Below are 16,858 nucleotides of genomic sequence, written 5' to 3'. Positions count from 1 at the left end.
AGTCAGGTACCCACCAAAACGTAAGGATCCTGCATGCAGCCTCGAACCTACCGCTGCGGCCTGGACGCGGCCGTCGACGTGATCGGCGGGCGCTGGAAGGCCCTGATCCTGTGGGCACTGCACGCCGAGCCGCTGCGGTTCGGCGAGCTGAAGCGGAAAGTCAGCGGGATCAGCGAGAAGATGCTCATCCAGGCGCTGCGGGAACTGGAGGCGGACGAGGTGGTGCACCGCGAGGTGTTCCACGAGATCCCGCCGAAGGTCGAGTACTCGCTGACCGAGCTGGGTCAGCGGCTGAACACCGCGTTGCTGCCGCTGGGCGACTGGGGCGAGGAGAACATGGCCGGCATCGCGAAGCGCCGCGGCGTCACACCGGCGCCCCCGCATACCGCTTCAGCGTGATCGCGTTGCCCGCCTTGAGCGGCAGCTCCTCGATCAGCTTGCGCCACGGCAGGTACGGCAGCAGCCGGTAGTTCAGGTTGCGGAACTTCAGCCACGCGCGCGTCGGCGGGACGAACCACTTCCCGTTGCCCTCGGCCAGTTTCTGGCACGCGTCGACGAAGGGCCGCATTTCCCTTTCGTAGTCGGCGAACGCCGTTTCGTACGACGCCGAAGCCAGCTCGCCCGCCAGCACGTAGGCGCCGACGACCGCCAGGCTCGTGCCCATCCCCGAGAGGGGCGCGGCACAGTAGGCGGCGTCGCCGACCAGCGCGACGCGGCCGCGCGCGTACGAGTCGAGCTTGATCTGGCTCGCCGAGTCGAAGTAGAAGTCCGGCGCCGTGCGCATGGCCTCGAGCAGCGCGGGCGTCTCCCAGCCGACGCCGGCGAAGCGCTCCTCGACGATCCGGCGTTGCTGCCCGGCGTCGCGGTGGTCGTGGTCGAGCCGGTCGGCGCCGAACCAGAACAGGGCCTTGGCCTCGGTGTTGTCCCGCGCGCTGTACACCCCGACCGTGCGGTTGGGCTCGTTGTAGAACCGGCCCACGTGGTCGAGCCCGAGGTGGTTGGGCACGGTGCAGATCGAGACGTAGTAGCCGAGGTCGTGGCGGAACCGCCGCTCGTCGCCGAGGACGAGCGAGCGCACGTTCGAGTGCAGCCCGTCGGCACCGACGACCAGGTCGAACTCGCGCGGCTCGCCGTGGGCGAAGGTCACCGTGACCCCGGCACCGTGCTCGGTGATGCCGGTGATCGAGTCGCCGAAGACGTACTCGACGTCGTCCTTCGTCGCGTCGTACAGGATGCGCGAGAGGTCGCCGCGCAGGATCTCCAGTTCGCCGCTCTGGTAGGTCGCGGGCGTGACGACCAGCGGCCGGTCCGCACCGTCCACATAGGTCACTTCGCCCATCCGCGTCGCGGCCGCCTCGACCGCGCCGAGCAGGCCCATGCGGTCGAGGACTTCCAGCGACGCACCGCGGAAGTCGACCGCGTAGCCGCCGTCACGCAGCTCGGGGGCGCGTTCGACGACCGTCGGCGTGAAGCCGTACCGGCGGAGCCAGAAGGCGAGGGCGGGGCCGGCGACGCTCGCGCCGGAGATGAGGACTCGGTTGTTCGGCATGCCGGGAACGGTAACCCCGATTTGGGCGATCGCGCAAGGCGATCGCCTAAGGCGTTCGTGCTAGGCTGGCGGCATGGGAAACCGGGAAGCGCTCCTGACCGGCGCGAAGCAGTGCCTGAACGAGAAGGGCTACGCCCGCACGACCGTCCGGGACCTGGCCTCGGCGGCGGACGTGAGCATGGCCGCGATCGGGTACCACTTCGGCTCGCGCGAGGCGCTGCTCAACGCGGCCCTGATCGAGGCGAACGAGGAGTGGGGCGAAACCCTCGCGAAGACGCTGCAGGCCGGGACACCCGCGGACGCGTCGCCGGCCGAGCGGTTCGAGCTGATCTGGCAGCGGGTCATCGAGTCGTTCCCGGAACACCGCCGGATGTGGGCGATGACGTTCGAGGCGTACTCGCAGCCGGATCTCGACGAGGCCGTGCGGGCGCAACTGGCGAACGCGCTCGAGCTGGCCCGCCACGGCCTGGCGAACCTCTTCCAGGGCCTCGACGACGGCAGCGACGCGGCCCGGGCCGCCGGCACCGTGCACCAGGCCCTGCTCTCGGGCGTGATGCTCCAGTGGCTGATCGACCCGGACCACGCGCCGTCGGGCGCCGACCTGATCGACGGCCTGCGCCGGATCGCGCAGGCCGTCCTGGACTAGGCGGTGACCAGGTCCGCGCCGGCGAAGAACGCCGGCGCGGCCGCCATCGCGGCTTCGTCCAGCAGCACGTCGCCGGGGCGGCTGCCGTTGCCGAGCAGCACCCCGCCCCAGTTCATGCCCAGGTACTCCGCGCAGAGTTCCAGCGTGCCGATCAGCGGCTGGGCCTCGCGCGCGGTCTCGCTCAGCACGCTGACGCCCCACAACGACTTCCCGCGCATCCGCGGCTTGAACTCCACCGGCAGGCGCATCCACCCGGACCAGTAGTCGAGGTAGAGCTTCACGCTCGCCGCGACCGAGTACCAGTACACCGGCGACACGACCACGATGTCGGTCGCGGCGAAGGTCGCGTCCATCAGCAGCTGCTCGTTCTCACCCGGCTCGGGGTGCGAACCGGCGCCGTGGCGGCGGTCTTCGAACGGCGGCAGCGGCACCTCGGGCAGCCGGATCCACCGCTGCTCGACGTCCTTGGGCAGTTCCTTCGCCGCCCGCCGGGCCAGCATCTCCGTGTTGCCGCCGGCCCGCGCGGCACCCACCAGGAACAGGAAGCTGCGGTCACTCATCTCGGAACCCCTCCAGTTACTTGCATGTACATATAAAGACTGCCCATGGACTATCCTGACGTCAAGAGGAGGCGCGAAATGACCGTCGACGAACAGGCGTGGGGACGCGTACTCGTGCTGCACGCCCGGATTGAGCAGGACCTCGCGAAGGCCCTGCAGCGGCGCCACGGGCTCGGCCTGTCCGAGTACCGCGCGCTCGGCAAGCTGGTCGCCGGGCCGCGCGGCGGACTGCGGATGCAGGAACTCGCGGACGCGATCGGGCTCAACCAGAGCTCGGTCAGCCGGATGTGCGCCCGCCTCGAGGACGCCGGCCTGACCATCCGCGACCTGTGCGAGGACGACCGCCGCGGCGTCTACTCGGTGATCACCGACGCCGGCCGCAAGCGCTACGCCGAAACCGAGCCGACGTACTGCGCGGTGCTGCGCACGGCGCTCGACAAGGCTGCGAGCGACCCGGAGCTCGCCGGCGCGGTCGCCGCCGTCCGCGGCGCTTGACCCGTATATGCCTCGGTGGTTATATACGGGCATGCCCGCGAAACTGCAGACCGTCGAGGAACGCCCGGTGCTCAGGCTGGAACGCCGGCTGAAGCACGCACCCGAGAAGGTGTGGCGGGCCATCACGGACCCGGCCGAGCTCGAGCACTGGTTCCCGGCGAAGGTCGACGTCGAACTGCGCGACGGCGGTGCGATCCGGTTCACCTTCCCCGGCGAGGACACCTCGACGACCGGGCGGGTCGTGACGGCCGACCCGCCGCGCGAGTTCACCTTCGTCTGGAACGACGACACCCTGCGCTGGCTGATCTCCCCCGACGGCGAAGGCAGCCTCCTGGAGTTCACGCACACCTTCGGCCGCGGCGACCCGGCCATCGCGAAGCTCGCCGCGGGCCGCAACGCCGCCGGCTGGGACGTCTGCCTCGACGCCCTCGACGCGCGCCTGGCCGGGCGGGACTTCGAGCAGCCACGGGAATGGCACGACCGGATGGCGTCCTACGTGGCGGAATTCGGCCTCGGCGAGGGCGAGGTCCTCGCCGACGGCACCATCCGCTTCCGCCGCGACCTGGTCTGGAAGCCGGTGGCCGAAGTCCGGGCGCTGCTGCCGGACGAACCCGGCTGGGCGGTCGTCCAGGATCCCCGGGACGGCACCCGCGTCGAGTTGACCGAGCCGCCCGAAGCCGACGTCGCCGCCCAGCTGACCCGGCGGCACGAACAGCTCGACAAGCTGTTCGCCGCCACCCACGACGTCGCCCTGCCGGACTGGCCGCCGGACCGCGTCGAGGCCGTGCGGAAGCACTACGCGGAGCGTCCGACCCAGGGTTGACGCGCGCCGCCGGGGTCGGCGTTACGTTCGGTTCATGCGCATCCGCGTGGTTCTCGACGTGCTGGCGGTCCTCGTGCTGGCGATCGGCGCCGGCGGCAACCTCGCCGCCGGCGCGTGGGCGCTGCCGCCGTGGCTGCCCGCCTGGCTCGGCTGGGCGATCCTGCTGACGAGCGTCACCCCGATCCTGCTGCGGCGCTGGTGGCCGCGGCCCGCCTACGTCTTTTCCCTGGTGCTGACCGCGGCGGCGATCCCGATCGGCGGGCCGGTGCTGGCGATCGCCGTGGTGTCCGCCGGGTGCGCGCTGTACACGTTCGTCGTGCACCGCGGCAGCCGCGCCTCGCGGATCGGGTTCGCGGCCGGGCTGCTCGGGATCGGCCTGCTCGGCATCGTGGTGCCGAACCCGAGCACCGCGACGACGGTGAACTTCGGGGCGTCGGCGCTGATCGTCGGGTTCGCGCTCGGCATCGCCGTCCACGGCCGCCGCGAGTACGCCGCGATCGAGCGGGAAAACCACGCGCGGGAAGCGGTTTCCGCGGAACGGCTGCGGATCGCGCGCGAGATGCACGACGTCGTCGCGCACAGCATGAGCCTGATCGCGGTGAAGGCGGCGGTCGGCAACCACGTCGCCCTCGAACAACCCGACCAGGCTCGGGAAGCGTTGCGGGTCATCGAAGACACGAGCCGCGAGACGCTGGCCGAGCTGCGGCGCGTGCTGGGCGTGCTGCGCGACGGCACCGGCGTCCCGGCACTGGCGCCCGCGCCGACGCTCGCCGACCTGCGCGCGCTCGCCGACCGCGCGCAGGTGACGGGCCTCGCCGTCGACCTCGCCGTCGAGGACCTCGACGAACTGCCCGGCGGCGTCGGCCAGTCGGTGTACCGGATCGTGCAGGAGGCGCTGACCAACGTGGTCAAGCACGCGGCCGCGACGACGTGCCGGATCCGCGTGACGGGCGGCGACGGCGAGGTCGGCATCGAAGTCCGCGACGACGGCCGCGGCGGCGTCGCGACCCCGGGCCACGGCCTGATCGGGATGCGCGAACGCGTGGCCGTCTACGGCGGCGAGTTCGCCGCGGGCCCGTCCGGCGACGGCTTCCGCGTCTTCGCGCGGCTGCCCTACGAGCCGGCGGTGGCCCGGTGACCCGCGTCCTGATCGCCGACGACCAGGCGCTGCTGCGCGGCAGCTTCCGGGTCCTGGTCGACAGCGCCCCGGGCCTGGAGGTCGTCGGCGAGGCGTCCGACGGCGTCGAAGCGATCGCGTTGACGCGGCGCGAACAGCCGGACGTCGTGCTCATGGACGTCCGGATGCCGGAGCTGGACGGCATCGAGGCGACCCGCCGGATCTGCGCGGAGACCGACGTCCGGGTGCTGATGCTGACGACGTTCGACCTGGACGAGTACGTCTACGCGGCCCTGCGCGCGGGCGCGAGCGGCTTCCTGCTCAAGGACACCCGCCCGGCGGACCTCCTGGCGGCGATCGACGTGGTGGCGGCCGGCGACGCGCTGCTGGCCCCCTCGGTGACCCGCCGCCTGGTCGCGGAGTTCGCCCGGCTGCCGACAGGCCCGGTGACCCGCTTGGCCGGCGTGACGGCGCGGGAACAGGAGGTGCTGACGCTGATCGCACGGGGGCTGTCGAACGACGAAATCGCCGCGCGCCTGCACCTGGGGATCGCGACAGTGAAGACCCACATCGGACGGCTGCTGCACAAACTGGCGGCGCGGGACCGGGCGCAGCTGGTGATCGCGGCGTACGAATCGGGATTGATCCGGCCTACAGCGCAGTAACGGGAGTGTTTCCGTTCGGCTGTCAACGGAGAAAACGACGTAACCGCGGCCGCGCCGCGGGCGACTCACCGGCACACGAGATTCCGAGGTGCCGGCCATGAACATTCCACCGAACAGCGAAACCCTGCGGACCTACATCGCCAAAACGTACTTCGCGCTGCGTTGGGGAATGGCGGGAATCGCCTTTCTCCTGCCCTTTTTCCTCTGGATCGTCGGCCCGCTGGCCGATTCCGGCGCACAGCCGGATTCGATCAGCGGTTACTACCACACGCCGCTGCGGGACGTGTTCGTCGGCGCCCTGGTCACCACGGGGACCTTCATGATCCTGTACAAGATCTTCACCCCGCTCGAGAACTGGCTGCTGAACATCGCGGGGGTCAGCGCGATCCTGGTCGCCATGCTGCCGTGCGCGGTGCCGGAGGGCAGGCCGCCCGCCGATTTCACCTTCCCGGCCGGCCACGCGATCTTCGCGATCATCACCTTCGGCTGCATCGGCTTGACCGCGATTCTCTGCGCGAAGAAAACCTTGGGGCTGCTCCCGCCGGGAAAGCAGAAGATCTTCCGCGTCGCGTACCGGACCATCGGCTGGCTGATGATCGGGCTGCCCGCCTTGGTCGGCCTTTTCGACTGGGCGGGTTGGGTCAACCTCTTCTGGGTGGAAGCGGCCGGACTCTGGGTGTTCAGCGCGTACTGGATCGCGAAAACGATCGAATTCGCCATCACCGGTGCCGAGCAGGCCGCGATCACGGGAACCACCGCACCCCCGGCGGAAGTGCCCGCTAACCCACCGCCCGGGTGAACGGGGCGAACCGCTTCCCCGCGTCTCCGGGAAGCGGCCGCCCGCCGAGGACCAGGCGCGGCGCCAGTGCGCCCGGGACCAGCCCGCGGTCCCGGACCCACGCCGTGAGCGCCGGGAACCGGAAGTCCGGGTCCACCCGGACTTCCCCCGGCGCCCTCCGCGCCACCCCGCGGATCAGCGCCTTCGCCTGCTCCGCCGTCTCCGCCACGACCGGGCCGATCACCGTCACGTGCCCGATGTCCGTCCCGAACGCGAAGCCGCCGCCGACCACGAACGGGGTTCCCAGCCGCTCCAGCAGTGCCCTCCGGTCCACGCCGTGAGCCGCGCGGTCCAGCCGGAAGACGTCGGACACCGTCCCCGGCGCCGCACCCGGGCCGCCGTCGTCGACAAATCGACCCACGTGACCCTGGCAGCCGCCGTCGGCGACGAAGCCCATCGACTCGTACAGCGGGCGGCCGGACTTCGACGCGTGCAGCCAGACCACCGCCCCGCCCGCCGCCGCGACCGCGTGCGCCGTGATCGCGCGGCCCAGCCCTTGCCGCTCGTAGCGGGGTGCGACCAGCACCATCGAGATCGACGCCACCGAGCCGAACGGCACCAGGACCGCGGTGGCGGCCAGGCCGGAGCCGTCCGGGGCGGTCACCCCGAACACGCGCCCGACCTGGTGGAGCAGGGCCCACTTCGGCGGCTCGCGCGGCCACGAGCGGGATTCGGCCAGGTCGGAGCAGGCGGGCAGGTCGGGCACGCCGAGGGTCCGGATGTCCATGGACGTTGCCTACGCCACACGCGAAGTGACCGGCAAGTAGCTAAGCTCCCGTGGCATGAGCAGTGCGACGGAGCCGCTCGGGACGCCGCCCGAGGATGAACCGGACATCCACACCACGGCCGGCAAGCTGGCCGATCTGTACCGCCGCTACGACGAGGCGGTGCACGCGGGCTCGGCCCGCGCGGTGGAGAAGCAGCACGCCAAGGGCAAGAAAACCGCGCGAGAACGGATCGAGCTGCTGCTCGACGAGAACTCGTTCGTGGAGCTCGACGAGCTGGCCCGGCACCGCTCGACCAACTTCGGCCAGGAGAAGAACCGGCCCTACGGTGACGGCGTCGTCACCGGCTACGGCACCGTCGACGGCCGCCCGGTCTGCGTGTTCAGCCAGGACGTGACCGTCTTCGGCGGCAGCCTCGGCGAGGTCTACGGCGAGAAGATCGTCAAGGTCATGGACCTGGCCATCAAGACCGGCCGCCCGATCATCGGCATCAACGAGGGCGGCGGCGCGCGCATCCAGGAAGGCGTCGTCTCGCTCGGGCTCTACGGCGAGATCTTCAACCGCAACGTCAAGGCGTCCGGGGTCATCCCGCAGATCTCGCTGATCATGGGCGCGAACGCGGGCGGGCACGTCTACTCCCCCGCGCTGACCGACTTCATCGTGATGGTCGACGAGACCTCGCAGATGTTCATCACCGGCCCGGACGTCGTCAAGACGGTCACCGGCGAGGACGTCACCTTCGAGGAGCTCGGCGGCGGCCGCACCCACAACACGAAGTCAGGCGTCGCGCACTACCTCGGTTCCGACGACGAGGACGCCATCGCCTACGTCAAGGAACTGCTCTCCTACCTGCCGCAGAACAACCTGTCGGACGCCCCGGTGTTCGAGCCGTCGGACAGCCCGGCCGGGTTCTTCGACGACGTGACGGACTCCGACCGCGAGCTGGACACGATCATCCCGGACTCGCCGAACACCCCGTACGACATGCACGAGGTGATCATCCGCGTCGTCGACGACGGGGACTTCCTCGAGGTCCACGAGCTGTTCGCGCCGAACATCATCGTCGGCTTCGGCCGCGTCGACGGCCAGAGCGTCGGCGTCGTCGCCAACCAGCCGACGCAGTTCGCCGGCTGCCTCGACATCGACGCGTCCGAGAAGGCCGCGCGGTTCGTGCGCACCTGCGACGCGTTCAACATCCCGGTGCTCACCTTCGTCGACGTCCCGGGCTTCCTGCCGGGCACCGACCAGGAGTGGAACGGCATCATCCGCCGCGGCGCGAAGCTCATCTACGCCTACGCGGAAGCGACCGTCCCGCTGGTCACGATCATCACGCGCAAGGCGTACGGCGGCGCGTACGACGTCATGGGCTCGAAGCACCTCGGCGCCGACATCAACCTGGCGTGGCCGACCGCGCAGGTCGCGGTGATGGGCGCCCAGGGCGCGGCGAACATCGTGCACCGCAAGACGCTCGCCAACGCGGCGAACGAGGGCAAGGACGTCGACGCGCTGCGCGCCGAACTGATCCAGGAGTACGAAGACACGCTGCTCAACCCGTACGCGGCGGCCGAGCGCGGCTACGTCGACTCGGTGATCGTGCCGGCGCACACCCGTGGACACGTCGCGCGGGCGCTGTCGCTGCTGCGGAACAAGCGCGAGTCGCTGCCGCCCAAGAAGCACGGGAACATCCCGCTGTGAGCGACGAGAAGCGGCCCTTGCTGCGGGTGGTCCGCGGGAACCCGAGCGACGCCGAGCTGGCGGCGCTGACGGCGGTCGTCGCCGCGGCGTCGGCCGCGAAGGCGCCGGAGAAGCCGAAGCCGCGCACGTCGTGGTGGGGCGATCACGCTGCATCGCTGCGTAGACCGCTCCACCCCGGCGAAGGTGCTTGGCGCGCTTCGGGCTTCCCCAGCTAGCTCACGGTGACGGCGGTGTCGTCGACGACGAAGGACGTCTGCAGCTGTGAGCCCTCTACGCCGCTGAAGCTGAGCGTCACGGACTGGCCCGCGTACGCGGACAACGAGAAGCTTCGCTGCTGATACCCGCCGGCCGCGTTGAGGTTGGTGTACGTCGCCAACGTCGTGCTGCCCGCCTTGACCGTCAGCTTGTCGTACGCGGTCGTGCCCGTCTCCGCCGTGTCGATGTGCAGCCAGAACGAGAACGTGTACGCCGAACACCCGCTCGGCAGCGTCACGGTCTGGCTCACGGTGTCCGTGTGCGCCGAGCCGTAGCCGTCGAGCCAGGCGCTCCACGTCCCGGTGCGGGCGGGCTCGTCGGTGCCGTGCTGGCCGATCACGCTCGCGGACGCCGTCCACGCCGTCGCACCCGACTCGAAGCCCGGGTTGGCGAGCAGCTGCCCGGCCGTGCACCCGCCCGGCGGCGGCGTGGTGGTGCCGCCGCCCGCGAGCCACGCCGTCGCGTTGAGGCCGAGCGCCGCGTTGTCGGCCGTCGAGTCCGTCCAGCCGTTGTAGAGCGTGTTGCCGGACTGGCCGGTGCCGTCGTCGGCCGGCGAGCTGTCACCCCAGATCGCGACGCGGCCGGAGCCGAAGGTGCTGGTCACGAAGAAGGCGTTGGAGTTCCCCGGCGACGACGTGCTCAGGTAGGCGAGCCCCTTGACGTTCGCGTTGTCCGCGGGCTTGAGGGTGAACGTCGTGCCGTTGGCGATCAGGCTGTGCTTCACCGTGCCGAAAGCGCCGTTGAGCACGGGGTTCGTGGTGTCGCTGAGGGCCACCGGGTGGTCGCTGGAGATGTTCTTCAGGTCGACCGAGAACCCGAACGGGTCGGTGTTGTCGACGCCGTTGTTCGTCATCAGGTCGTTGATGATCTCCGGGGAGTCCCAGCCGTCGTTGTTGCGGTCGCTGCCGGTGTGGTCCGAAATCAGGAACAGCCCGCCGCCGTTCTGGACGAACCGCATGACGGCGGTCTTTTCGGACGCGCTCAGCACGACGTTCGGTTCGGGCAGCACGAATTCGTCGAAGTTCTGGAGGTCGAGCGCGCCGCCGGTGCCGTAGGTGATGGTGTTGCCGGCCGGCAGCGTCTTGATGCTGTACTGCCCGGTCTTCTGCAGCGCGACACCCCACGCCGAGAGCGCGCCGGTCCAGTCGGTTTCCTTCTGCGGCGCGGAGTTCTGCGCCGTCGGGTCGGGCTGGGCGGTGCCGACGATCCAATCGGCGTTGCCGGCGGTCTCGGCTTTGGTGTTGTCGAACAGGACGCGGTGAACGGCGGCGGCGTGCGCGGGCGCGGCGGCGAGCAGGCCCGCGGCGAGCGTGGCGACGGCGGCGGGGATGAGGCGCTTCATGGTGCTCCTCGGCGAAAGGGGACCTGGGCGCTCCCACTGTCACCCGGCCGCGGCCCGACGAAAGTCGGGTTCAGACCACGTCCAGGAACACGGTCGGGACTTCGTTGTCCCGCACGACCCGGCCCAGCAGCGCCGCGAGCCGGTCGCGGTCCGGGGCGGGCAGCCCGGAGGCCAGCTCGTCCACGCGCCGGCACGTCGCCGCGTAGAACTCCTCCGCCAGGTCGCGCCCCTCCTCGGTCAGCACGACGTGCACCGCGCGGCGGTCGTCCGGGTCGGGTTCGCGGCGGACGAGCCCGCGCCGGACTGCGCGGTCGACCAGGCCGGTGAGGCTGGACTTCTCGAGGCCGAGCGTCGCGCCGAGCTCGCCCATGCCGTACGGCTGCGCCATCAGCACGCACAGCAGCTGGCCCTGCTGCACGGTCAGCCCGTACTCGCGGGCCGACTCGGCGTAGACGGCGTTCACCAGGAACGACGCCCGCACGAGCCCGGCCACCACGCCGAGGTCCTCCCCGTGTTTCCCCATCGCACCAGCCTACTTCGCGACGGCTTCCCGCACGGCGGGCACGATCTCGCCGGCCCACCGCGCGGCGGACTCCGCGTCGGGCGTGCTGCCGCCCGGGCCGAAGAGGACGAATCCGGCAGCGTTGTGCTCCAGGACAGCGCCGGTCAGCTCCTCGATCCACTGGTCCGGCGAGCCGCCGATCCAGCGCCCGTCGTCGGTGCGGGTCTTCGGGAGCGGCTTTGCCGTGATGCGGCCGGGGAAGTTGTAGACGGTGGCGATGTCGGCGGGATCGCGCCCGGCGTCGGCGGCGGCCTTGTCGATCAGCGGCCGCGAGGTGCGAAAGCGCTCGCTGAGCCAGTCGGCGGCGTGACCGGGCATCCACCCGTCGGCGACCCGCCCGGTGACGGCCAGGGACTTCGGCCCGACGGACCCGGTCCACACCGGCGGCATTTCTTCGGCGGCGGGCTCGAGGTTCGTGACCTGGTGGAACTCGCCGTCGAAGGTGACGGGTTCGCCGCCTCCGCCGAGCATCTTGACGAGCCGGATGCCTTCCTCGAAGGCCCGGACGGCCTGGCCGGGGGTCAGCTTGGTGAACCCGAGCCGCGCGATGTCGTCCCAGAGACCGCCGACCCCCATGCCGAGCACGATCCGGCCACCGGTGAGCGCGGACAGGCTGGTGATGGCGCGCGCGAGCATCGGCGCCGGGCGCGTCGGCAGGTTGGTGACGCTGACCAGGCCGGAGATCCGTTCGGTGCGTCCGAGCAGAACCCCGATTTCGGCGTACGCGTCGAGCCGGTCGGCGTGGTAGGGGTGATCGGAGACGGTGAGCAGGTCCAGGCCGGCGCGGTCGACCTGGACGGCGAGGTCGAGGGTGTCCGGGACGGCGGCGACCGCGGTGGAGACGCCGATGCCGAAGTGCGTCATGATTCCTCCCAGTGGTAGTTCGTGCTACGAACTTACTATACATAGTTCTTAGCGCGAACTACCGCCTGCTCGCCAGGCGGCCGGTCGGATATTCGGTTTCGCCCCGGCGCCGCGGCGGCTAACGTTGCTCTCGCCCGGTGCGGCGGTGAGGGTTACTTCTCTGGTATCCCTTGGGTTCGACTCCCGAAAGCCTTCACCACTTCGATCTCGGGCGGAGTCACGGCCGCATCGATGCCCGGTGCGCAGGCGAGGGTTACTTCCTTGTAATGGGCAGGTCGGGGGTTCGAATCCCTCCCGGGCCGGCAGGTCCGGTAGCTCAGCCCGGCAGAGCAGCAACGTACCTTCACCGAATTCGATCTCGGGCATCGCCGCGGCCGTGGCTCCCCAGGAAAATCAGGGGGGAGAAATGAGCAAGTTCAACACCGCACGCGCGCCCGCCGCGACCTCACCCGTCCGCAGCGAGGCGCCCGGTGTCACCTACGAAGGTGGCGCCGGTTACGCGCGCGACGCCCGGTCCGAGCTTTTCCTGCTCGCCGTCACGAACATGGTCGGCGAGCACACCTTCTACGAGTCCGCGAACGCGCGCGACACGCGCTACTCCGCGCTCGTCCACGCCGCGACCCTCGAGGATCCACAGTGGACCGCGCGGTTCCTGCGCTGGCTGCGCTCCGAGGCGAACCTGCGGACCGCGTCCCTCGTCGGTGCGGCCGAGTTCGCCAAGGCCCGCCTCGACGCCGGGCTCGACGGGCTCGGCCGGCAGGTCGTCGCCGACGTCCTGCAGCGGGCCGACGAGCCGGGGGAGCTGCTCGCCTACTGGACTTCCGCGCACGGCAAGAACATCCCGAAGCCGGTCAAGCGCGGCGTGGCCGACGCGGCGCGGAAGCTCTACGACGAGCGCTCCTACGCCAAGTGGGACTCCGCCGCGCGGACGTTCCGCTTCGCCGACGTCCTCGAGCTGACGCACCCGGCCAACCGCGACGCCGCCCAGAGCGCGCTGTTCAAGCACGTCCTCGACGAGCGCCACGACCGCGGCAACCCGCTCCCGGACGCGCTCCGGGTGCTGCGCGCCCGCGCCGAGCTGACGGCGTGGGACGCGCCGCGCCGGCGTGCGCTGTTCGCGCGGCCGGACGCGGCGGACGTCCTGCGCGCGGCGGGGATGACGTGGGAGTCGGTCGCCGGCTGGCTGCAGGGTCCCCTGGACGCGCGCGTCTGGGAGGCGCTGATCCCGTCCATGGGCTACATGGCGCTCCTGCGGAACCTGCGCAACTTCGACGAGGCCGGTGTCTCCGACGAGGTCGCGCGGCGCGTCGCCGCGAAGCTCGCCGATCCCGCGCAGGTCGCGAAGTCGCGGCAGTTGCCGATGCGGTTCCTGTCGGCCTACCGGGCGGCGCCGTCGCTGCGGTGGGCGTGGGCGCTGGAGCAGGCGATCGCGCACTCGCTGAGCGGCGTCCCGGAGCTGCCCGGGCGGACGCTCGTGCTCGTCGACACCTCGACGTCGATGAACATGGGCTTCAGCCGCGACGGCACCCTGCTGCGGTGGGACGCCGCCGCGGTCTTCGGGCTCGCGCTGGGCCGGCGGTGCGCCGATGCCGACGTCGTGTCGTTCTCGGACCGGCTGCTCGGCGGCACGCGCACCAAGACGTTCAGGCTGCGGCCCGGCGGGTCGCTGCTGAGCGACGTCGGGCGCTGGAAGTCCGGCGGGTTCTTCCTCGGCGGCGGCACCAACACCGCCGGCGCGGTGCGGAAGCACTTCGCGAAGCACGACCGCGTCGTCATCCTCACCGACGAGCAGGCCGGCTACGGCGACGTCGGGCAGGCGCTGCCCGCGCGCGTTCCGCTGTACACGTGGAACCTGGCGGGCTACCGGTTCGGCCACGCGCCCTCCGGCGTCCCGCACCGGCACACCTTCGGCGGCCTGACCGACCAGGCGTTCCGGATGATCCCGCTGCTCGAGGCGGGCGAGAACGCCGACTGGCCGTTTTGAGAGACGCCGTGAAGGCCCCCATGACGACATCATGGGGGCCTTCACGCTGTGTACGGACGGTCACAGCAATGGTCGTGGACCCACCACTACCCCACGTCGTATAGTCCACGTGGAATAACCGATCTGGAGGGACCTCACCATGGCCTCGGCCAAGCTGACGCCGCTCGGTATCGCCGTGCTGGAGCTGCTGCACGAGAAGCCGATGCACCCGTACGAGATGGCCCAGCTCATGCGTGAGCGGTACGTCAACACGCGGGTCAACGTCAAAGCGGGCTCGCTCTACCACACCGTGGAACGCCTGCGGCGCGACGGATTCATCGAGGTCGTCGACACGCAGCGTGACGGCAGGCGGCCCGAACGGACCGTCTACGGCATGACGCAGGCGGGGCTCGACGAGTTCAACCAGCGGGGTCGCGAGCTGCTCGGCGACCTCGTGGCCGAGTTCCCCGCTTACCTGTCCGGGCTCGCCGTGATCGACGAACTGGGGCGCGAAACCTCGTTGATCGAGCTCGAACACCGGGTCACGCGGCTGCGCGCCGCGGTGGCCGCCGACCAGGCCGTGCTGCAGCGGCTGGCCGAAGACGACACGCCGCCGATCTACTGGCTCGACTGGCGCTACCAGTGCGACCACCGGAAGTTCGAGCTCGAGTGGACCGAGCGGCTGCTCGCCGACCTCAAGTCCGGGCGGATCCCGTTCCAGGACTGCGAACAACCCAAGCTCACGCTCATCACCAGGGAAGACGACGATGAACGCCAGACAAGCTAACCCGTGGGCCGCGCTCGGCGCGCTGTGCCTCGGCTTCTTCATGATCCTGCTCGACACGACGATCGTGTCGATCGCGATCCCGACCATGCTGAACAAGCTGAACGCCGGGCTGAACTCGGTCGTCTGGGTGATCAGCGTCTACCTGCTCACCTACGCGGTGCCGATGCTGTTCACCAGCCGGCTCGGTGACCGCTTCGGCCCGAAGCGGGTGTTCCTCGCCGGGCTGGTCGTGTTCACCGGCGCGTCGCTGTGGTGCGGCCTGTCCGGCAACGTCGAGATGCTGATCGCCGCGCGGGCCGTGCAGGGGCTCGGGGCCGCGCTGATGACGCCGCAGACGCTGGCGTTCATCACGCACCTGTTCCCGCCGGCCAAGCGCGGGCCGGCGATGGGCATGTGGGGCGGCGTCGCCGGCCTGGCGACGATCGCCGGCCCGCTGCTCGGCGGCGTGCTGGTCGACCACCTCGGCTGGGAGTGGATCTTCTTCGTCAACGTGCCGATCGGCGTGATCGCCATCGTGCTGACGCTGCTGCTGGTGCCGGACTGGCAGCCGAAGCACTCGCATTCGTTCGACCTGCTGGGGATCTTCCTGTCGAGCGCGGCGCTGCTCTGCATCGTGTTCGGTGTCCAGAACGGCCAGCAGTACGACTGGGGCACGGTCTTCGGCGGCATCACCGTCTTCGAGATCATCGGCGCCGGCGTGGTGCTGCTGGCGGCGTTCCTGGTGTGGCAGCGGTTCAACAAGCGCGAGCCGCTGCTGCCGCTGCAGGTGTTCTCGAACCGGAACTTCTCCGCCGGGACGCTCACCGCGACCACGGTCGGCTTCGCGATGACCGGCATGTTCCTGCCGCTGGTCATCTACATCCAGTCGGTGCTCGGGCTGACCCCGACCATGGGCGGCCTGCTGACCGCGCCGATGTCGCTGCTGTCCGGGATCGTGGCGCCGTTCGTCGGGCGCGCGTCGGACCGGGTGAACGGCAAGTACCTGGTGGTGTTCGGCCTCGCCGCGCTCGCGGCCGGGCTGGGGATCATCGCGCTGCAGGCGACGCCGACGAGCAGCCCCTGGGCGTTCGTCCCGGCGCTGCTGGTGTGCGGGCTCGGCATCGGCTGCATCTTCTCGCCGATGAGCAACATGACGATGGGGTCGGTCGAGCCGCGGCTGGCCGGGACGGCGTCAGGCATCTTCAACACCGCGCGCCAGGTCGGCGGCGTGCTGGGCAGCGCGGCGATCGGCGTGCTGCTGCAGGCGCGGATCAGCGCGTCCATCGCGGACGAAGCGACGAAGGCGGCTTCGCAGCTGCCGGAGCAATACCGGGCACCGTTCGCGGAGGGGATCGCGCACGCCGCGGCCGGCACGGGCGAGTTCGGCTCGGCCGGCGGGCCGTCGCCGATGCCGGGGCTGCCGGCGGAAATCGCCGCGCAGGCGGGGAAGCTGGCCACCGACGCGGTCCACAGTGGACTTACGGACGCGGCCCGCGTGACGATGCTGCTGCCGATGGGCGTGCTGCTGCTGGGGATCCTCTCGGCGGCGCTGCTGCGCCGGGTCAAGCCGCGCTGGGAAACCCCGGCACCGGCCCCCGAAGCCGCCGCGGCCTGACCGAACAGCCGGGGCTGAAGGGGACGTTGCTCTCATCCGATGCGCTGAAGGGGACTTTCCTGGCGTCGCATCGGAGGAACGTCCCCTTCAGCACACCCGGCGCCGACTGCCGCGGCTTGAAAACCGGGCGAGCCTCCGGTGTCGGGTGCCGGAAGCCCGCCCGGACCGCGGGAGCGGTGGTCGTCAGCCCGAGGTCAGTTTCGGTGCCGGGGCCGAGCCGGCCCGGCTGGTCTTCGGCGCGCGGCGTTTCGCCCACCACGGCGAGCGCGGCACCGGCGCCGGTGTCGACTCCGTCACGCGTACGGTCATGGGCACCTCCCGCACCGGATCCATATGTTGCGAGCAACAACAAAATAACTCTCCCCCGGAGTGCCGCCG

19 protein-coding genes are annotated in these 16,858 nt (G+C 70.7%); 12 read left to right on the top strand and 7 right to left on the bottom strand.

Features of this window, described 5'->3' with window-relative positions; all coding sequences use genetic code 11:
* Nucleotides 1–33: 33 nt before the first annotated feature.
* Nucleotides 34–399, top strand: a complete 366-nt coding sequence (locus AB5J73_RS17055) for a winged helix-turn-helix transcriptional regulator (protein ID WP_370970663.1) — start codon at nucleotides 34–36, stop codon at nucleotides 397–399.
* Here AB5J73_RS17055 and AB5J73_RS17050 read toward each other — a convergent pair.
* Nucleotides 365–1,549 carry an FAD-dependent monooxygenase gene (locus AB5J73_RS17050; RefSeq protein ID WP_370970662.1) on the bottom strand — a complete coding sequence of 395 codons (1,185 nt, stop codon included), beginning with the start codon at nucleotides 1,547–1,549 and terminating at the stop codon, nucleotides 365–367. The two genes, AB5J73_RS17055 and AB5J73_RS17050, sit on opposite strands and share 35 nt — an antisense overlap.
* Nucleotides 1,550–1,622: 73 nt before the next feature.
* Here AB5J73_RS17050 and AB5J73_RS17045 point away from each other — a divergent pair, with 73 nt between their 5' ends.
* The gene (locus tag AB5J73_RS17045; protein ID WP_370970661.1) at nucleotides 1,623–2,195 is read left to right on the top strand and encodes a TetR/AcrR family transcriptional regulator; all 573 of its coding nucleotides are present in this window, start codon (nucleotides 1,623–1,625) and stop codon (nucleotides 2,193–2,195) included.
* Here AB5J73_RS17045 and AB5J73_RS17040 read toward each other — a convergent pair.
* A complete protein-coding gene (locus AB5J73_RS17040) occupies nucleotides 2,192–2,755 on the bottom strand; it encodes a flavodoxin family protein (protein WP_370970660.1) in 564 nt (187 codons plus the stop codon). The two genes, AB5J73_RS17045 and AB5J73_RS17040, sit on opposite strands and share 4 nt — an antisense overlap.
* 78 nt (nucleotides 2,756–2,833) lie before the next feature.
* Between AB5J73_RS17040 and AB5J73_RS17035 the strand changes: the two genes are divergently transcribed.
* The 5 genes from AB5J73_RS17035 (at nucleotide 2,834) to AB5J73_RS17015 (ending at nucleotide 6,654) form a co-directional block, all read left to right on the top strand.
* Nucleotides 2,834–3,250, top strand: coding sequence for a MarR family winged helix-turn-helix transcriptional regulator (locus AB5J73_RS17035; RefSeq protein ID WP_086857143.1), 417 nt, complete (start codon nucleotides 2,834–2,836; stop codon nucleotides 3,248–3,250).
* Nucleotides 3,251–3,281: 31 nt separating this feature from the next.
* A complete protein-coding gene (locus AB5J73_RS17030) occupies nucleotides 3,282–4,073 on the top strand; it encodes an SRPBCC family protein (RefSeq protein WP_370970659.1) in 792 nt (263 codons plus the stop codon).
* 34 nt (nucleotides 4,074–4,107) lie between these two features.
* Nucleotides 4,108–5,211 (top strand): sensor histidine kinase, encoded by a 1,104-nt coding sequence (locus AB5J73_RS17025; protein WP_370970658.1) that lies wholly within the window; start codon nucleotides 4,108–4,110, stop codon nucleotides 5,209–5,211.
* On the top strand, nucleotides 5,208–5,855 hold the full coding sequence (locus tag AB5J73_RS17020; RefSeq protein ID WP_370970657.1) for a response regulator: 648 nt from the start codon (nucleotides 5,208–5,210) through the stop codon (nucleotides 5,853–5,855). The genes AB5J73_RS17025 and AB5J73_RS17020 overlap by 4 nt, the downstream gene beginning before the upstream one ends.
* A gap of 97 nt (nucleotides 5,856–5,952) precedes the next feature.
* Entirely contained in the window at nucleotides 5,953–6,654 is a 702-nt protein-coding gene (locus tag AB5J73_RS17015) for a hypothetical protein (RefSeq protein WP_370970656.1), read from the top strand.
* On the opposite strand, the gene AB5J73_RS17010 is transcribed toward AB5J73_RS17015, so the two are convergent.
* Nucleotides 6,635–7,420, bottom strand: a complete 786-nt coding sequence (locus AB5J73_RS17010) for a GNAT family N-acetyltransferase (protein ID WP_370970655.1) — start codon at nucleotides 7,418–7,420, stop codon at nucleotides 6,635–6,637. The genes AB5J73_RS17015 and AB5J73_RS17010 overlap by 20 nt on opposite strands.
* A 55-nt stretch (nucleotides 7,421–7,475) precedes the next feature.
* On the opposite strand from AB5J73_RS17010, the gene AB5J73_RS17005 reads away from it, so the two are divergent.
* Both AB5J73_RS17005 and AB5J73_RS17000 read left to right on the top strand, forming a co-directional pair.
* Nucleotides 7,476–9,113, top strand: a complete 1,638-nt coding sequence (locus AB5J73_RS17005; RefSeq protein ID WP_370970653.1) for an acyl-CoA carboxylase subunit beta — start codon at nucleotides 7,476–7,478, stop codon at nucleotides 9,111–9,113.
* Complete coding sequence (locus tag AB5J73_RS17000) at nucleotides 9,110–9,328, top strand: acyl-CoA carboxylase subunit epsilon (RefSeq protein ID WP_370970652.1); 219 nt, start codon at nucleotides 9,110–9,112, stop codon at nucleotides 9,326–9,328. Before AB5J73_RS17005 ends, AB5J73_RS17000 begins: the two co-directional genes overlap by 4 nt.
* On the opposite strand, the gene AB5J73_RS16995 is transcribed toward AB5J73_RS17000, so the two are convergent.
* The 3 genes from AB5J73_RS16995 to AB5J73_RS16985 all read right to left on the bottom strand — a co-directional run bounded on the left by AB5J73_RS16995 (nucleotide 9,325) and on the right by AB5J73_RS16985 (nucleotide 12,136).
* Nucleotides 9,325–10,710 carry a hypothetical protein gene (locus tag AB5J73_RS16995; protein ID WP_370970650.1) on the bottom strand — a complete coding sequence of 462 codons (1,386 nt, stop codon included), beginning with the start codon at nucleotides 10,708–10,710 and terminating at the stop codon, nucleotides 9,325–9,327. The two genes, AB5J73_RS17000 and AB5J73_RS16995, sit on opposite strands and share 4 nt — an antisense overlap.
* A 70-nt stretch (nucleotides 10,711–10,780) precedes the next feature.
* On the bottom strand, nucleotides 10,781–11,233 hold the full coding sequence (locus tag AB5J73_RS16990) for a MarR family winged helix-turn-helix transcriptional regulator (RefSeq protein ID WP_370970648.1): 453 nt from the start codon (nucleotides 11,231–11,233) through the stop codon (nucleotides 10,781–10,783).
* 9 nt (nucleotides 11,234–11,242) lie between these two features.
* On the bottom strand, nucleotides 11,243–12,136 hold the full coding sequence (locus AB5J73_RS16985) for an LLM class flavin-dependent oxidoreductase (protein ID WP_370970647.1): 894 nt from the start codon (nucleotides 12,134–12,136) through the stop codon (nucleotides 11,243–11,245).
* Between the two features lie 406 nt (nucleotides 12,137–12,542).
* Between AB5J73_RS16985 and AB5J73_RS16980 the strand changes: the two genes are divergently transcribed.
* The 3 genes from AB5J73_RS16980 (at nucleotide 12,543) to AB5J73_RS16970 (ending at nucleotide 16,480) form a co-directional block, all read left to right on the top strand.
* Nucleotides 12,543–14,120 carry a TROVE domain-containing protein gene (locus AB5J73_RS16980; protein WP_370970645.1) on the top strand — a complete coding sequence of 526 codons (1,578 nt, stop codon included), beginning with the start codon at nucleotides 12,543–12,545 and terminating at the stop codon, nucleotides 14,118–14,120.
* 139 nt (nucleotides 14,121–14,259) lie between these two features.
* Entirely contained in the window at nucleotides 14,260–14,886 is a 627-nt protein-coding gene (locus tag AB5J73_RS16975) for a helix-turn-helix transcriptional regulator (RefSeq protein WP_370970643.1), read from the top strand.
* Complete coding sequence (locus AB5J73_RS16970; RefSeq protein ID WP_370970641.1) at nucleotides 14,867–16,480, top strand: DHA2 family efflux MFS transporter permease subunit; 1,614 nt, start codon at nucleotides 14,867–14,869, stop codon at nucleotides 16,478–16,480. Before AB5J73_RS16975 ends, AB5J73_RS16970 begins: the two co-directional genes overlap by 20 nt.
* Before the next feature lie 183 nt (nucleotides 16,481–16,663).
* On the opposite strand, the gene AB5J73_RS16965 is transcribed toward AB5J73_RS16970, so the two are convergent.
* Nucleotides 16,664–16,789 carry a hypothetical protein gene (locus AB5J73_RS16965; RefSeq protein WP_370970640.1) on the bottom strand — a complete coding sequence of 42 codons (126 nt, stop codon included), beginning with the start codon at nucleotides 16,787–16,789 and terminating at the stop codon, nucleotides 16,664–16,666.
* Nucleotides 16,790–16,858 lie beyond the last annotated feature (69 nt).

Origin of the sequence: Amycolatopsis sp. cg9, assembly GCF_041346945.1 — a bacterium.
Lineage (GTDB): Bacteria > Actinomycetota > Actinomycetes > Mycobacteriales > Pseudonocardiaceae > Amycolatopsis.
This window is presented reverse-complemented; position numbering and strand designations above follow the sequence as displayed.